The sequence below is a fragment of the Brevibacillus sp. NRRL NRS-603 genome (assembly GCF_003013445.1).
In the GTDB taxonomy this organism is placed as follows: domain Bacteria; phylum Bacillota; class Bacilli; order Brevibacillales; family Brevibacillaceae; genus Brevibacillus; species Brevibacillus formosus.
In genome coordinates this window covers 241,725-256,955 of sequence record NZ_PXZN01000016.1, presented here as the reverse complement: position 1 = coordinate 256,955, position 15,231 = coordinate 241,725, and the positions used below count along the sequence as shown (strand labels likewise).

15 protein-coding genes and 5 tRNA genes are annotated in these 15,231 nt (G+C 47.2%); 8 read left to right on the top strand and 12 right to left on the bottom strand.

What is annotated here, in order from left to right; all coding sequences use genetic code 11:
* Positions 1-19: 19 nt before the first annotated feature.
* Entirely contained in the window at positions 20-1,480 is a 1,461-nt protein-coding gene (locus C7R94_RS16410; RefSeq protein ID WP_047068431.1) for an ABC transporter permease, read from the bottom strand.
* Between the two features lie 24 nt (positions 1,481-1,504).
* The gene (locus tag C7R94_RS16405; protein WP_106653167.1) at positions 1,505-2,206 is read right to left on the bottom strand and encodes an ABC transporter ATP-binding protein; all 702 of its coding nucleotides are present in this window, start codon (positions 2,204-2,206) and stop codon (positions 1,505-1,507) included.
* A 220-nt stretch (positions 2,207-2,426) separates the two neighbouring features.
* Here C7R94_RS16405 and C7R94_RS30325 point away from each other — a divergent pair, with 220 nt between their 5' ends.
* Both C7R94_RS30325 and pdxK read left to right on the top strand, forming a co-directional pair.
* Entirely contained in the window at positions 2,427-2,600 is a 174-nt protein-coding gene (locus tag C7R94_RS30325; RefSeq protein WP_007723176.1) for a hypothetical protein, read from the top strand.
* 170 nt (positions 2,601-2,770) lie between these two features.
* The gene (gene pdxK / locus C7R94_RS16400) at positions 2,771-3,598 is read left to right on the top strand and encodes a pyridoxine/pyridoxal/pyridoxamine kinase (protein ID WP_106782913.1); all 828 of its coding nucleotides are present in this window, start codon (positions 2,771-2,773) and stop codon (positions 3,596-3,598) included.
* Between the two features lie 71 nt (positions 3,599-3,669).
* On the opposite strand, the gene rarD is transcribed toward pdxK, so the two are convergent.
* Positions 3,670-4,578 carry an EamA family transporter RarD gene (rarD, locus tag C7R94_RS16395; RefSeq protein ID WP_106782911.1) on the bottom strand — a complete coding sequence of 303 codons (909 nt, stop codon included), beginning with the start codon at positions 4,576-4,578 and terminating at the stop codon, positions 3,670-3,672.
* 286 nt (positions 4,579-4,864) lie between these two features.
* On the opposite strand from rarD, the gene C7R94_RS16390 reads away from it, so the two are divergent.
* The 3 genes from C7R94_RS16390 to C7R94_RS16380 all read left to right on the top strand — a co-directional run bounded on the left by C7R94_RS16390 (position 4,865) and on the right by C7R94_RS16380 (position 6,748).
* Positions 4,865-5,773, top strand: coding sequence for an EamA family transporter (locus C7R94_RS16390; RefSeq protein WP_106782909.1), 909 nt, complete (start codon positions 4,865-4,867; stop codon positions 5,771-5,773).
* 145 nt (positions 5,774-5,918) lie between these two features.
* The gene (locus C7R94_RS16385; RefSeq protein ID WP_106782907.1) at positions 5,919-6,383 is read left to right on the top strand and encodes a DinB family protein; all 465 of its coding nucleotides are present in this window, start codon (positions 5,919-5,921) and stop codon (positions 6,381-6,383) included.
* Positions 6,384-6,388: 5 nt separating this feature from the next.
* On the top strand, positions 6,389-6,748 hold the full coding sequence (locus C7R94_RS16380; RefSeq protein WP_197244800.1) for a glyoxalase superfamily protein: 360 nt from the start codon (positions 6,389-6,391) through the stop codon (positions 6,746-6,748).
* 73 nt (positions 6,749-6,821) lie between these two features.
* Here C7R94_RS16380 and C7R94_RS16375 read toward each other — a convergent pair.
* The 8 genes from C7R94_RS16375 to C7R94_RS16330 form a co-directional block, all read right to left on the bottom strand.
* Positions 6,822-6,897 (bottom strand) — tRNA-His (locus C7R94_RS16375).
* A 17-nt stretch (positions 6,898-6,914) separates the two neighbouring features.
* Positions 6,915-7,001: transfer RNA gene (locus C7R94_RS16370), tRNA-Leu, on the bottom strand.
* Positions 7,002-7,010: 9 nt separating this feature from the next.
* Positions 7,011-7,086, bottom strand: a tRNA-Val gene (locus C7R94_RS16365).
* 88 nt (positions 7,087-7,174) lie between these two features.
* A tRNA-Glu gene (locus tag C7R94_RS16360) sits at positions 7,175-7,248 on the bottom strand.
* An 8-nt stretch (positions 7,249-7,256) separates the two neighbouring features.
* A tRNA-Ser gene (locus C7R94_RS16355) sits at positions 7,257-7,349 on the bottom strand.
* Positions 7,350-8,196: 847 nt separating this feature from the next.
* Entirely contained in the window at positions 8,197-9,006 is an 810-nt protein-coding gene (gene thiM / locus C7R94_RS16340) for a hydroxyethylthiazole kinase (RefSeq protein WP_106782901.1), read from the bottom strand.
* A complete protein-coding gene (locus C7R94_RS16335; RefSeq protein ID WP_233220579.1) occupies positions 8,972-9,514 on the bottom strand; it encodes a hypothetical protein in 543 nt (180 codons plus the stop codon). The genes thiM and C7R94_RS16335 overlap by 35 nt, the downstream gene beginning before the upstream one ends.
* Positions 9,515-9,794: 280 nt before the next feature.
* Positions 9,795-11,231 carry an RtcB family protein gene (locus C7R94_RS16330; protein ID WP_106782897.1) on the bottom strand — a complete coding sequence of 479 codons (1,437 nt, stop codon included), beginning with the start codon at positions 11,229-11,231 and terminating at the stop codon, positions 9,795-9,797.
* A 183-nt stretch (positions 11,232-11,414) separates the two neighbouring features.
* Between C7R94_RS16330 and C7R94_RS16325 the strand changes: the two genes are divergently transcribed.
* The 3 genes from C7R94_RS16325 (at position 11,415) to C7R94_RS16315 (ending at position 14,715) form a co-directional block, all read left to right on the top strand.
* On the top strand, positions 11,415-12,710 hold the full coding sequence (locus C7R94_RS16325; RefSeq protein ID WP_199197940.1) for a helix-turn-helix transcriptional regulator: 1,296 nt from the start codon (positions 11,415-11,417) through the stop codon (positions 12,708-12,710).
* Positions 12,697-13,506 (top strand): WYL domain-containing protein, encoded by an 810-nt coding sequence (locus tag C7R94_RS16320; RefSeq protein WP_106782892.1) that lies wholly within the window; start codon positions 12,697-12,699, stop codon positions 13,504-13,506. The genes C7R94_RS16325 and C7R94_RS16320 overlap by 14 nt, the downstream gene beginning before the upstream one ends.
* Before the next feature lie 102 nt (positions 13,507-13,608).
* On the top strand, positions 13,609-14,715 hold the full coding sequence (locus tag C7R94_RS16315) for an N-acetylmuramoyl-L-alanine amidase family protein (protein ID WP_106782889.1): 1,107 nt from the start codon (positions 13,609-13,611) through the stop codon (positions 14,713-14,715).
* Here the strand turns inward: C7R94_RS16315 and C7R94_RS16310 are convergent.
* Positions 14,700-15,176, bottom strand: coding sequence for a hypothetical protein (locus tag C7R94_RS16310; protein ID WP_106782886.1), 477 nt, complete (start codon positions 15,174-15,176; stop codon positions 14,700-14,702). The genes C7R94_RS16315 and C7R94_RS16310 overlap by 16 nt on opposite strands.
* Positions 15,177-15,231: the final 55 nt, after the last annotated feature.

The following is a 15,231-nucleotide window of genomic DNA, read 5'->3' as shown; positions in this document are numbered from 1 at the left end:
GTTCCTCACATTTCATCACTTATTCAGATCGAATCGCTTGCAGCGCACTTAAACGAGACGCGCGGATCGCCGGGAAGATTCCCGCCAATACTCCAATGATAAAGGAGAAGCCAATCGCAAACAGTGCCAGCCAGCTCGGAATGACCGCAAGCTTTGTCGGCTCCGCCTCAGGATCTCCTCCACCCCCATAGCCCATGTTCAGACTATCCAAGAGACCGCCAGACGCTCCGAAGTAATTCACGAGCTCAACCGCTCCCCACGCCATGCCGAGACCAGCTAGTCCACCAATTAAGCCAATAAAGCCTGACTCCATTAAGAACAGCCAACGAATATTCAGCACAGTCGCTCCGATTACTTTCATGATGCCAATCTCTTTGGTTCGCTCTAAAATCGACATGATCATCGTATTGACGATTCCAATGGTTGCGACGAGCAAGGAGATTGCTGCAATTCCTCCGAGGACCATTTGAATCACGAAGAAGAAGTTATTGATGGTTTCCAGCTCACGTGCAGGCGACCATACTTCAAAGCCTTTTTCCTTCAACGCTTGGACTACACCCTCGACTTTTTCACGAGATTCTACCTTGACTGTAATTCTGTCAAATTCAAATGTTTCCTTTTTGGCTTTATCGCGTGAGCGGCGCGATGCACCCTCTTCGACTTCGTCACCTCGACTGCGCGTAACCCACTCGTTCAGCTCTTTCACAACGTTAATCGGTACATAAACCGCGGCTGACGAGTTACGTTCTTCAGATTTCTTTAATTGACCAACAACCTTCACACGCAGTTCTTTTTTCTCGTATTTAGGCTCATCGTCGATGCGATATTCGCGTGACAAGATGAGAGTCCCTGCTCTGTCTACGAGATTAAAGGCCAGTGCTTCTCCGCCCCCTATATCAGGAGGTGGCATCTGAGACATTTCATGCCGTCCAGCTCCGGCTTTTCTTCGCCGTTCCTCGCGCTTTTCCTTTTCTACATCGCGCAATTCTCTGGATACATCGAAAGCAACGACTATCTCTTGTGGCGCCCCTGTCAGATAGTTTCCTTTTTCAATGTCATTTTTGCGATAGGCAGCCGACTCATTCACATCCACCCCAATAAGCTGTACGTAACCTTCTCGTCTACCTACCTTAAGCTTCGCTTGCTCTCGTAATTCTTTTATCGGCATAACTGCCTGAATGCCAGGAATCTTTTTTAATTCTTGTACCGCTTGCATATTCAGCTTCTTGACTTTATCCTCTGGAACATCAATCCATTCGCCATTTTCCTCGTACCAACGCAATGGCTCGACGTCCATCTCTGTCAAGTTCCCGAAGTTCTCCAAGCTTTTTACTGCACTTTCTTTAAGTCCTAAACTCAGTGCCATCATCGCGACGATTGCAGCCGTCCCGATCATGACACCAACCGACGTGAGGGCTGTCCGCAGCTTCATTCGCCACAGGTTCCTCCAGACGATGCGAAAAGAATCCATTACCTTCACTGTTTGTTCACCTCATACCCTCGCCTACGCTGGTCTTGTCCTTTTTTGTACAACCCGTCCGTCCTGGAGATAAATGACGCGGTCGGACTGTTCCGCTACTTCCTGCTCATGGGTAACGATGATGAACGTAGTCCCATTTTCCTTGTTCATTTCTCTCATTAATAGGAGAATCTCTTGTTCTGTCTTCGAGTCCAGGTTCCCCGTCGGCTCATCCGCTAAGATGATGCCAGGCTGATTGACGAGCGCTCTCGCGATACTGACACGCTGCTGCTGTCCACCACTAAGCTCATTGGGTCTGTGGTCGATACGACCTTCCAGCCCTACGCGGTGTAGGATTTCTGTTGCTTTAGCCCTACGTTTTTTCTTGCTTTCGCCTGCAAAAATCAAGGGAAGCTCTACGTTTTCCAACGCTGTCAGATTTGGGAGCAGATTGTATGACTGGAAGATAAAGCCCATGTTTTTCCGGCGAAACATGCATAGTTCGTTTTCGCTGTAGCTGGAAATCTCTGCTCCGCTTACCATGACACTCCCTTCCTCTGGCTTGGTCAAACCTGCAAGCAAATTCAAGAGCGTAGACTTGCCAGAACCCGACGAGCCGCACAGAGCGACGAATTCTCCCTTGTTGATATGAAGGTTGATATCATACAGCACGGGCACTTTGATTTTTCCCGTTCCGTAGCTGTGATTGACCCCTGTCACCGTCAGCTCTCCTGTTGAATTGACCATCTTTTGTCGCACCTCATTTGTTCTTTCAAAATGGAAGCTTTCGTAAACATCACATACTATAGACGTAACATTTCGCAAAACGTAACGCTTCTTTCGGAAACAATTTACGTTTTACAAAGTAACCATATTATCTTCAAAAATATGTAACAGCTATGTAACCTTTTGCAGCCCGCTGCGTATTACAATGTAGATGTCAACAAACCATGGAGGGGCGAAGAAGATGACTATCTATCGCTTTTTATTTGAAACAGCAACACGCAGATGGGTTGAAATCATCAAGGCACCTAGTATGTTTGAGGCAGCAAAGCAAGCCAAGCAGCTTGCAACCAAGCGTTCCAAGTCTATGTCCACTACCATCAGCTTCTCTTTTCACCACGCTGCTTCTCAAGCATAAATGCACACATACATAAACCGCTTGCCCGTTAAGGGAGGCGGTTTTTATATTTTGGGGATATTATTGACAGCACCGATTTCTTCCTCTTTAATATAGAGAGAGGCATTACAGCGCATGACAGTATAGATCCGCTTCGATTGTGCAGCGGTATACAAAGGGAGATAATCACAATGACCATGAAGAAAGCACTCACCATTGCAGGTTCCGACACCAGCGGCGGAGCTGGTCAGCAAGCAGACCTCAAAACGTTTCAGGAGCTTGGTGTTTTCGGGATGACCGCCCTCACCGTTATCGTAGCCCAAGATCCACATAACGAATGGTTTCACGAAGTGTTTCCGATCGATGTTTCGATCCTGGAAAAACAAATCGAAACTGTACTCGCAGGAATTGGCGTAGATGCTGTAAAAACAGGGATGCTTGGAACCACAGAACTGGTCGACCTCGCTACCCGTAAAATAAAACAATACGATTTGAAAAATGTTGTCGTTGACCCAGTCATGATCTGTAAGGGTGCAGACGAAGCACTCCATCCAGAAATTGCAGTCAGCCTGCGCGAAGTATTGCTCCCACATGCGACAGTTGCGACTCCTAACCTGTTCGAAGCTGGTATTCTTAGCCAAATGGGCGCACTGAAAAGTGTTGATGACATGAAGGAAGCAGCGAAGCGCATCCATGACTTCGGCACCTCTTATGTCGTTGTAAAAGGTGGCAGCAAGCTTCAAAGCGGCAATGCCGTAGATGTCTTCTATGACGGGAAAACGATCGAGGTATTGGAATCAGAACGCTTTGAGACCAGCTTTACTCACGGTGCCGGCTGCACATTCTCAGCTGCAATCTGTGCTGAATTGGCAAAAGGAAGCTCTGTACACAACGCAGTAGCTGTTGCCAAAGAATTTATTACCGAAGCGATTCGCCACTCGTTTGCCCTCAATAAATATGTGGGCCCTACTAATCACGGCGCATACCGCATGAAAAAGCACGGCGAAGCGATTTGCTAATTACGTCCTTGTAAGCAAAAACTCCTGACCATATCCGAGTCTTTCTCGGAGGATCAGGAGTTTTCTTATGTTTACGCTTGTTTTTTGATAGCGACCTCGGGATTGATTGGGGCAGCTCTTCGTTTCATGCGTACAGAAGACACCGTAAATACGATGAGCGCAGACCAGATGAATCCAAAGCTGATGAGATGTGTTTGGGTGAAAGGCTCTCCAAACAAGAAAACAGCTGATAAGAGCGATATCGTAGGCGCCAAGTATTGAATGAAGCCCACAACGGAAAGTGGGAGTCTCGTCGTTGCTTGGGCAAACCAGTAGAGCGGCATGGCAGTGGCCACCCCCGCCAGCGTCAGCAATACAAGCTGCCACCACGTTAAGGATGACATCGTCTCCGTCCCATTGACCTGTAGCATCAACAGATATCCGAAAGCAATAGGGGCCACAAACAGCGTCTCCCACGCCAGTCCGATCATCGCTTCCATTCGGACGATCTTTTTCGCCAGGCTATAAAAAGCAAAGGTCAGGGCAAGTGATAGAGAAACCCATGGAATCTCACCGTACTGAAAGGTGATAAACATGACTCCAAAAGCCGCGAGTATAAGCGCGAGCCATTGCCCAGCATGCATTTTTTCTTTTAAGAAAAGGACTCCGAGCAGCACGGTGATGAGAGGATTCATGTAGTAACCAAGACTCGTTTGCATGACTTGATCGTTATTCACTGCCCAGATAAAAATGAGCCAGTTTGCACTGATTAGCAGTGAACACATTGCTAATGCTCCGAACATTTTAAAACCAGTAACTGCTTTCCACATACTGCGCCAACGTTTCGTTACCTGGATAATGATTGCGACAAAAATAATCGACCAAACGATTCGATGCGCGAGTATCTCCCATGCTCCCATTGCCTGAAACAGCTTCCAATAGAGCGGGAGTAACCCCCAAGCCAAATACGCCACAATTGCATAAATAATCCCCTGTCTCATCCTGCTCCTCCATGTGTTTCGCCTTCTCTTTTTCTATAGACGACTTTTAAACTTCTTCTCTATGAAATAGTGTAACGGAAATACGAAAAAACAGCTATGTATTCTCACGTAAAATAAGGTGTCCCCTACACTTTCATCCGTTACCATATTACCAATGCATGTAGCTAGCTAATCACCTCAGCAGCATATTAAAGCATGGACAAAAATTTTATTGTACCACTTTTAGACCTGTAGTACAATAGTCATTATTCTTCCGAGTTTAGTCATACGAAAGGAACTTTTACTTATGACATACTGGCGATCTATCTTTTTAGTTTTACTCGGCGCGTGCAGCTACGGTGTTCTCTCGATCTTCATGAAGCATGCTTTTCAACTCGGCTTTACGCCATTTGAAATGAGCGGAAGCCAATTGATTTTTGGCGGCTTGATCATGACGGTCATGGCCATCTTTTTCTCCAAGCAACGGTTTTCGTTCAAGTATTTGTTGCTTTTGGCACCAGCCAGCCTCATGATGGCGTCAACCAGTCTTTTTTACCACCAGGCTGTTAGTCGGGTCTCTGCTTCGCTCGCAATTGTTCTTCTCTTTCAGTTTACCTGGATCGGCGTCTTGCTGGAGGCGATTGTGGATCGCAAATGGCCGAGCGCTGAAAAATGGGTTTCTCTGGTTATGCTTGGAGCAGGGACCGTTCTTGCAAGTGGACTTGGTGAAACCGGCATTCAAAGCGTAGACATGGTCGGATTGATCTTCGGTTTGATGTCTGGCGCGACCTTTGCCCTGGTCATTTTCTTCAGTGGGCGAATTCTCCCTGGAATGGATCCATACTTGCGAAGCGCGATCTCGATTAGTATGGCAGCCCTGATGCTCTCGATTGTTTATCCACCGACCTTCTTGGTAAATGGTCAGCTTCTGCAAGGTTTGCTGCCGCTCGGTCTTTTGGTTGCGATCTTCGGTTCGGTCATCCCGATCTTTTGTTTGGCTGTCGGTGTGCCTCGGATCGGCAATGGACTGGCTACCATTTTAAGTGCAGTCGAGCTGCCCACAGTCGTACTCCTGTCGAGCTTTGTGCTTCATGAAACTGTCTCTTTCCCTCAATGGGGTGGCGTATTCATGATCCTCGCTGCCATTTGTGTACCGCAAGTAAACTGGCGGAAACTATTCTCTCCTTCTCACACCCTCGAGCAGGAAAGAATATAGCTCCGTTTCCTATACCCAGTATCTAAGAAGCGTGCAGACGAGTTGTTCTGCACGCTTTTTTGGTGCTACACCCCTTCCAATAGAAGGAAGGTAGATTAACCCCCTCGAATTTATTTGCGAAGACTTCCACTAAAGGGGGAAAAGCATGGAAAAACGGCATAAGGTGTTATTCCAGCAGCTAGAGGATTATCGACAGGATACGTTAAAAGCAATCAATGGCTTGACGGATGAAGATGCGAACATCATTCCAGAAGGTTTTTCCAACAATATCTTGTGGAATCTGGGGCACATCTATCTCGATCAGTATTTATGGATCGCTCACCTTACAAAAGAAACGATCCCAATCCCCCCTGGCTTCAACGAATGGTTTAACTTCGGGACAAAGCCTGCTGACTGGGATACACCGCCACCGAATCTCGAAGTGCTCATCACCTTACTACAAGAACAACCTCAGAAGATACAAGCCACTTACAAGGATCGTTTAGAAGAAGAGTTTCCCGCAACGGAATCCGGCATGCATACGATTGCACAAGTGCTTGTCCGAACGATTTATCACGAAGGGGCGCACCTCGCCTCCCTTAATACAATCAGGAGGTTTCTGGGCAAATGAATCAGATGATAACGCCGATTTTTCGAATGTTTGATGTTGAGAAGGCAAAAGAATTTTATGTGGAATTTCTAGGTTTTCAGATTGATTGGGAGCATCGTTACGAGGATCATTTTCCTTTGTACATGCAAATATCCTCTCCATCGTGCACACTTCACCTGTCTGAGCATCACGGGGATGCTTGCCCTGGCTCAGCGATTCGCGTAGAGGTAGAGAACATTGAGCTTTTTCATCAGTCCCTGCTTCGTCAAGGATACAAGTATGCTTGTCCTGATTTAGAGGAGACGCCGTGGGAAACGCGTGAAGTGAGCGTGACCGATCCTTTTGGCAATCGCCTTCACTTTTATCAACCCATCGATCACTCCTAAACAAATACAAAGAAAGCCCAGCGACAGTTCCTTTACAGGAGCCACCGCTGGGCTATTTCATTTTAAACATATATGGGGCGATCGATGGGACTTGAACCCACGAGTGCCGGAGCCACAATCCGGTGCGTTAACCCCTTCGCCACGACCGCCATATATAGGGTTTGCTTGGTGCGGTCGAGAGGACTTGAACCTCCACGGTGTTGCCACCACTAGAACCTGAATCTAGCGCGTCTGCCAATTCCGCCACGACCGCATATAAAAATGGTGGAGGCTGACGGGATCGAACCGCCGACCCTCTGCTTGTAAGGCAGATGCTCTCCCAGCTGAGCTAAGCCTCCAGATTGTCCCCACAAAGTGACGTCCATGCAATGAAGCATATTTTCGAATACTTTGCGGGGGCCCCGGATTACTATACGGGGGTGTAGGTGACCCGTAGGGGATTCGAACCCCTGTATGACAGCGTGAAAGGCTGCTGTGTTAAACCGCTTCACCAACGGGCCAAGTATGATGGCGGATGGAGTGGGATTTGAACCCACGAGACGGTTCGACACCGCCTACACGATTTCCAATCGTGCTCCTTCGGCCGCTCGGACATCCATCCATCGAGCCTGCAAGCGTTCGCTTCGGCAAGAATTAATCTATCATATTCATAGCATGATTTCAAGTGATATTCTGAAAGTTTTTCCCTCGTTCGGCCGAAAAAAGGGAGATTGCCTAAAGCAACCTCACTTCCTCTTCAATATGATACAAGTAGTATTCCCTTACAAGACGGAGTGATGTCAGGTGTCAAAAAGAAAACGCCGTGCAGTTGGCTTCCCCTGTTTGTACGGAAACTGGTGTGGACCTGGATGCTCCGGGCCGGGGGCGCCAATTGATGGTGTCGACAGATGCTGCAAGAGGCATGATTATTGCTATCAAAAGCACGGCTATTTTTCTTGTCACTGCGATCAGGAGCTCGTACGCTGCCTTCGAAATAAAGTAAACAACTCAACGGAAAAAGGGAGAATGGCCGGACTTATCTCGAATTTTTTCTCTCGAACAGGGTGCTTTCCAAGCAATCCCCGCTAGCTTTTTCTGAATCGTTCTCCTTGTCAGTTTTCATCCAAAAAACGGTAACAACTTGGACATGAATCAGACATAATTCCCTTGTTTTTCCTTGTATTTTTTTGGTACTCTATTGAATGTCCAAGGAGGGTACGAGCGTGGAATTGCACATACGAACAGACGCCAGTGTGGCGCTGACGTTAAAGAGAGAAATTATTTGTCATGGTATTTCCCGTTTTTATGTCCGTCCATCCGATGATGATCATGTAGAATTTATATTCCTATCACTCTCAGAGCACCAGAAGAAGCTGCTGTCTTATTCATTACGAAATTACAGCTACTGTCTAACATATCTAGCTTAATCGTTCTACGGCCATTTTCTCCCCTTTTTTAAAGGGGAATTTTTATTCCTTTTTTTCGATGTATCCGAAACGGCGAACATCGTCTGCGGTTACGTTATGCAAGGCATTCAAAAATTCGATTTGGAAACTGCCTGGACCTACTCCCGCTGCATTCTCTGCTGCCAGCTGAGCAGCAACACCGTAGCATACCAATGCCGCAGCTCCTGCGATCAGCTTGTCATCTGCAATCGCTGCAAACGCTCCCATAACAGACGTTAACAAACAGCCTGTTCCGGTCACCTTCGTTAAGATTGGGTGACCATTATGAATCGAGTAAGTCGTTTCTCCGTCCGAAATCACGTCGACCTTGCCCGTAATCGCAACGATTGTCCTTAGCTTTTTCGCTGCTGCTCTCGCTAGGTCCTCGACATCTCCGCCTGCTTCCTTCGCATCTACACCTTTAATCTCCCAACGCTCCCCGATGACATTGGCGATCTCGGCAGCATTTCCTCTAATGAAGGCAAGGTCGAGTTCCTGCGCAAGACGTTGACTTGTCTCGGTTCGATACGATGTTGCTCCCGCTCCCACCGGATCAAACAAAACAGGCACGCCATGCTGGTTCGCGGATTTTCCTGCGATCAACATCGCTTCGATCTCATGCTCATTCAATGTCCCTATATTCAATACAAGAGCTCCAGCGATCTTTGCCATGTCTGCCACCTCTTGTTTGGCATACGCCATGACAGGTGATGCACCAAGAGCTAACAAGCCGTTCGCTGTAAAATTCGTGACAACTACATTCGTTATGTTATGAACGAGTGGATTTTCCTCGCGCACTTTAATTAGTAATTGCCCGATTGTCTCCAGAATCATGATCGTTACCCCTTTCCTCTTGAACAGCAACTCGTGGAATCATCTTGTACACCTCGATGACTTCTCCTAATATAGAATGCTCCTGCATGACGCCAATGATGATATACGCGTGTTTTAAGATGGGTAATTCACCCATGTCCGCTACGATTTTCCACACTTTTCCATCATCATCCGTCACGCTAGCACTGAAGGAGACTCTTCCCGCCCCTTCTTTCAAGATGTCCACGGAATCAAGCACTCCGCATATTTTCATCCGATCATCCGGATGCATGATCCGGTTTTCCTCGACCCATTTTAACTTCATTTCTTCTACTTTTAGTGTTTTCCATCGATCAAGGAACTCCCAATCCTTGGAATGCGGAAATATATGCTTCGTTTGCTCAAGGAAGGTGTTGTACTCTCCGTGCAGCTGATCTACATAATCATCTACATCCTCAGAAATCACGCGAATCGAATCTTCTCCGCATGTACGGATGTGGTGAGCCAGGTATTTGAAGGACTCGATCATGTCAAAATTTCCCCAGCCCCAGGCCTGTTCGCCGAAAACTCCCCCCCGGGTTCGGCATTTTAGGCAGGTGAAGTAATAGTATGTAGGCATATCTGTTCCCCTATCTCCCCTATTTTGTCTCTCTTTTGGTATCGGTTGAGGAAGCGAAGCAATTTATGTTACATTCGAACCTATTTTTTGAAACTTCTCACGCATTTTGTTCACAATTTGACTTCTGTAATTTAGTGTAAGTTAAATCGCAAAAGGTGGCTCCCCAAAATTTTCAGGAAGCCACTCTTCATTATACTCCTTTTATGGCAATAAGAGGGTTACATTTTGCTACGACAGAGGCAAGATTTGCTCCTACAACTGAATCGATAATTTGATCCACATCTTTATAGGCTTGTGGGCATTCATCAAGGATGGAAGCGAGCGAACGGTGATTCACCATGATCTCATCTTCCTGCCCCACGCGCATTGCCTGCTCGAATTGATCAATAGTCACGAGCTCCTTGGTTGCTTTGCGGGAACGAACACGCCCAGCACCATGACAGATCGAATAAAAGTTTTTGGCCCCGGCCTCCGATCCAACCATGATATAGGACGATGTTCCCATAGAACCTGGAATCAATGCTGGATGTCCCGTTTCACGGTAAGCTTTCTGATTTTGGAAATGGCCTGCTGGCAGCGCCTTCGTCGCTCCTTTGCGGTGGACGAGCATCGGCGTGTTGCGATGGAATTCTTTCAAGGCGTAATTATGCATCAGATCATACAGGACTGGTGTACGCATCTCACTACCAAAAATATCCCGAAACGCCTGCTCTACTGAAAATCCAATCATATGCCGATTCGTTACCGCAAAGTTCAGCGCGGAGTACATCAAATTCAAATACTGTTGCCCTTCCTCACTTTGTATCGGAGCATATACCAAGCTCGGCTCGGGATTATGAATCCCCCATTTGTACATGGCTTCCTTGAAGCTTTTCGTATAATCCCGTCCTAGCATAGCGCCCCACGCACGAGAACCGGAATGAATCATGATGACAACCTGACCGTCGAACAGTCCCCACGCTTTCGCAATCTCCCTGTTCTCCTCCGCGATGTCGATATGCTGGATTTCAATAAAGTGGTTACCGCCTCCCAATGTTCCCAACTGGCCCCACGCACGACTCCAAGATTTTTGCGGTATTTGCTCGAGGAAGGAATGGTCGAATTCAAATGTGTACTTTTCCACATGCGAGAAAGAGCGACGCAAGGTGTCAGGCGCTTCTTCTGTTTCCGGAATGTAGTTGTTCGGCAGTCCTTTTAAGCCATGCTTCACCACTTCCTCCAAACGAATATCCGTAAAATGCGTATTTCCTCGTTCGTTTGTCGGAACGTACGCTTCGATCGCTTCGATCAATGCACGTTTTAGGCTCTTGTCTTTGAGGTCGTCTCGATGCAACGGAGTCAGATGCACACGCATTCCACATCCGATGTCTGAGCCAACAATGGAAGGTGAGACAAATCCATCAGCAAGATTCCAAACCGCTGTCGTCCCAATACAAGTCCCAACGCCCACATGCGCATCGGGGGTATACGAAAAATACACATTTCGCGGAATACGCAAATTATTGTCAGCCATTTGATATACGCGTTCACCAAAGCTCGCAAAGACTTCGTCATTCGCAAAAACGTGCACATCTCCATGCTCCAGCTTCACTTCACGATGGTTGTTTCCATGAAAAATTGTTTTCATCATCCATTTCTCCTGTCTCCCACAGCCTGTGCTGTTTTTCATACCCTTATTTTCCATCCGCGCATCTGATTTGAACATGGTAAAAGTATTACGAACCTCTTTTTCTCATTGACTTCTCTTCAGCCTCTTCGTAATATGAGGACTAATTTGGAAATAAATGACGAATGAATAAGGATGAATGTAATGGCACGCGAAAGCTTTGACAAAGAGCTGCAATTGCTCCGTCTCCTGTTTTTGACCGCTGGTGCCTACAATCGGCAGCAGCTAGCCGAGCGGCTGGGGATCTCCGTCCATACGCTTGATAAAACGATAAAAAAGCTGAAGGACATCCAATCGACCTTTTATCAGCATGTCGGCGATGAGGAAAAAAAAGAGTATTACACGCAGCTTCGTTACAACTATTTTGAGGTGACGGACAATTTCTTGATGTTTTTGTACCATGCGAAATCATTGAAGGATTCGGAAGTAGAGCGACTGTCTCACATCTTGGAACAACTCAAACAACAGCCTTTTTCCATTAAAGACTTGCTGGATACGTTTGTGGATTCAGAGCCCGATGAAAAAACGATTCGTCAGGACATGAAATACCTCGAAGAAATTGGCGTAATAAAAAATATGAGTGAGGTCAGGCCGTACATCTATCAATTCGACGGTGAGCTACTGGACTCGCTGACGGACGACGAGTTGTTGGATCTGTATGATTTCATCGACTTCATGGCCAATACCCAGCTACCGGCCGTCCCTGGTTATCTTTTGCAAGAAAAAGTGAAGCGTTATCTCAAACATCGCTTGAAGCTAACCGATGCATCTGCGTTTTTATACAAATATCATTTCGTCTCGCGCATTCTCGATGAATATCAAGCTTTGCTACTCACGGAAGCCATTCGTCAGCGAAAGATTGTGGAATTTCACTACTACACGCCCAAACGCCGGAAGTTTTACGATTCCCAAAATACGAATCCGACTTTCCAACGGGATACAACGGGGCGACATCAAAAAGTGATTCCACTCCGGGTTATTTATGATCATCAATACGGCAGATGGTACTTGCTGGCACAAGGATGCGGCAATGGTCCGCTGCGCAAATACCGAGTGGAAGGTATGACCAAGCTCGTAACAGGCAAATCCGTTACGCCGGAAATCTTCTTTTCCTTGCAAGCAAGTGCGGATGAGCGCATTGCCCACAGTTGGCTGATTGATACCGGAAAACTCGTAACGGTACGCCTTCGCTTTTTTCAGCCTCGCGACACGCCTCATTCCTTTATCCAAGAGCGAGTGGAGGCACAGGGACAATGGGGGATTGTGACAGAAGAATCACGGGAGAGCTTTGTGTACGAGATAAACGTGAACAGCACGATGGAAATTACACCGTGGATTCGCAGCTTCGGTTCAAGCGTCGAAGTTCTTGAACCGCTGTTTCTTCGCAAGCAATTCCAAAAAGAATGGGAGGAGCTGCTCGCTTACTATGAATCTGTTTGATAAGATACATAATTACCAACTAATGACACGGCTAGATGAAGCAGGTGTTTATCCGGTAACTTCACATGAGAAAGCGTGGCTCGCCTTGATGCTGGCGAATCCGTCTGCAGCAGAAATTTTCGAGCCCACTACACTCGATAAGCTTCGTCGTTTGACACACTTGCCAGAAAGTGAATCGTCCGAACAAGAACGATTCGTGGAAAAAGCGCAAACTCAGGCCAAACAGCTCTGGAGCCCACTCGTGCGAAGACTGCGACGAATCATTCTCGGCAAGAATCACATAAAAATAACCGCAGCCACGAACAAAGGCCCGGTTTTTCGCAATCAACGAGGAGTTCCCTACAAGCTGGAATATTCACTTGCCAAGAAGGCCTGGTACTTGATCTGGTTGAACATGTCTTCCAATCGCCTGATCACGACTCCCCTGCATCTCATTCGCTCCGTCGATGAGCTTTACATAGAAGATGTATGGTACGACAGTTTTTTGCCGACTATTTCGGAACAGATCCAACAGCGCAAGCAGATGGCAAAAATCGTGATCATCCGTCGTTACAACGCTGAGCTCCAGCGCATTTTGTACGCCTTCTCCTGCTTTGACAAAGAGGTCGCTTTTGACCCGGAATCACAGGTGTATACGATCACCCTGCACTTTCTATCCGACGAGCAGGAGTTTATTTTATCGCGTATTCGTTTTCTCGGCCTGCGGGTAAAAGTAGTAGAAAACGATCACCTCAAACAGCGAATGACAGAGTCGGCAATGAACGCCTTGGCAAGATATACCGAACCTTCACTTTGATTGTCCCAAAAAATCAGGAAATCATACCCTATTCGATTTCCTGCATTTCCCTTATCATAGTTCAGGTGAGATAGTAGCTAATCCAAGTCAGAGGTAGAAATGATGAAAACAACATGTAAAAAAGCGTCTCTCATATGTGGACTATGGCTTAGTCTGTCATGGCCGTTTATTATGGAGCCGACGCAAGCAGCAAGTGTCATCCCGGCAAAGGTGGTCGCAACCTCACTGAACGTTCGCAGTGAACCTGCCCTCAATGCTTCCATTGTCGCCACCTTGCCGCAAGGAGCCGTCGTGACAATTACGGATGAAGCATACGGTTGGGCAAAAATTAAATACAATCAAAAGGTAGGCTGGGTCGCGGGGTATTACTTGCAAAAAGGAGCGGTTACAAGTGCGGGTTCAGCTTCTTCACCAGCCACAACAGCCACTGTCAAAGGCAAGCAGGGCACGGTTTTGGCTGACTCGCTTCGAATGCGGAAAGGGCCAAGCACGAGCCATGAGATTGTCCTTTCGCTGCCCAGAGGAACCCGTGTAGATATTTTGAAAAAGCAAGGAGACTGGCTCCAAGCGAGAACTTCCAATGGACAGACAGGCTGGGTGTCTGCGACATATATTGGCGATGCCAAGGCCAACGCTCCGGTGTCCAAAAGCACCAAATCGCCAGGCTTAAAAGGGAAAGTCATCGTCATCGACCCGGGACATGGTGGTTCCGATGTCGGGACACAGGGAACGAAGTGGAATAGCATGGAAAAAACGTTGAATTACAAAACATCCATGCTGCTGGCTAGCAAACTGCGACAACGGGGAGCGCAAGTCTTCATGACGAGGACAAGTGACACACAAAAGCCTTCGCTAGCGCAGCGTGTCGCTTTTAGTGAATCAAGGGGAGCAGATGCCTTCATTAGCATCCATTACAATTCTTCTGTGAAGCCGAATAGCGGTACGCTCACGTTTTATTATTCGCAAGACAAAGATGAGCCATTAGCTCGAGCGATTGAGTCTCGCTTGGCAGGTGGCATTGGTTTACGAAGCAACGGCATTTCATTCGGCAATTATCACGTCCTGCGAGAAAACAATGATCCGTCCGTCTTAATTGAGCTTGGCTTCTTATCGAATCCAAAGGATGAAGGCATCGTCCGTACATCGTCCTATCAGGACAAAGCTGCGCAGGCGATTACGGAAGCTCTGGCAGATTACTTCGGTCGATAATCGTACGGCTGGACACTGTAGGAGAACAGCTTCCGCTCGAATTTCCCTTTGGCACCAATGATCTGATACCAAGTCTCTCCGATCAACAAGTCGGTAGCGAAATCTTTGTCCAGCAAATTGCTGATCGTCTCCATGACTGCTTTCTCATTGTCTTTTTGGACTTTCAACGACAAGGCCAGGACGAAATATGCCTGGTCTTCTTCCATTTCCAACAAATGCAGACGGGCTGTACCACGGCGTTTGGCATTGAAACCGTCGATCACATTTGACAGACCTTTTCTTGCCTGCACTTTATACTTTGTCGCTTCCCTCCAAGAGGAAATAACCGCATCGTACAACGAAAACGTCAGGATGAAATGGCTGGCGTAATCCTTCGGGTTAAAAGGCTCCGGTCCCATTTGCTTCTCATCCGCTGGTATGACGACGAATGCTTTGTAGTTGCTAAAAAACGGATCGCTCATGGCAGGTCCTTTCCATCGATAGTATCTGTGTTGGTTAGTATCCACTAGGAAACCA

Coding starts and splice junctions, on each gene's coding strand:
- C7R94_RS16405 (WP_106653167.1), bottom strand. CDS start 2,206: ATGGTCAATTCAACAGGAGAGCTGACGGTGACAGGGGTCAATCACAGC.
- C7R94_RS16310 (WP_106782886.1), bottom strand. CDS start 15,176: ATGAGCGATCCGTTTTTTAGCAACTACAAAGCATTCGTCGTCATACCA.
- C7R94_RS30325 (WP_007723176.1), top strand. CDS start 2,427: ATGACTATCTATCGCTTTTTATTTGAAACAGCAACACGCAGATGGGTT.
- C7R94_RS16330 (WP_106782897.1), bottom strand. CDS start 11,231: ATGAAAACAATTTTTCATGGAAACAACCATCGTGAAGTGAAGCTGGAG.
- rarD (WP_106782911.1), bottom strand. CDS start 4,578: ATGAGACAGGGGATTATTTATGCAATTGTGGCGTATTTGGCTTGGGGG.
- C7R94_RS16335 (WP_233220579.1), bottom strand. CDS start 9,514: ATGATCGAGTCCTTCAAATACCTGGCTCACCACATCCGTACATGCGGA.
- C7R94_RS16380 (WP_197244800.1), top strand. CDS start 6,389: ATGATAACGCCGATTTTTCGAATGTTTGATGTTGAGAAGGCAAAAGAA.
- C7R94_RS16385 (WP_106782907.1), top strand. CDS start 5,919: ATGGAAAAACGGCATAAGGTGTTATTCCAGCAGCTAGAGGATTATCGA.
- C7R94_RS16325 (WP_199197940.1), top strand. CDS start 11,415: ATGGCACGCGAAAGCTTTGACAAAGAGCTGCAATTGCTCCGTCTCCTG.
- pdxK (WP_106782913.1), top strand. CDS start 2,771: ATGACCATGAAGAAAGCACTCACCATTGCAGGTTCCGACACCAGCGGC.
- C7R94_RS16390 (WP_106782909.1), top strand. CDS start 4,865: ATGACATACTGGCGATCTATCTTTTTAGTTTTACTCGGCGCGTGCAGC.
- C7R94_RS16320 (WP_106782892.1), top strand. CDS start 12,697: ATGAATCTGTTTGATAAGATACATAATTACCAACTAATGACACGGCTA.
- thiM (WP_106782901.1), bottom strand. CDS start 9,006: ATGATTCTGGAGACAATCGGGCAATTACTAATTAAAGTGCGCGAGGAA.
- C7R94_RS16315 (WP_106782889.1), top strand. CDS start 13,609: ATGAAAACAACATGTAAAAAAGCGTCTCTCATATGTGGACTATGGCTT.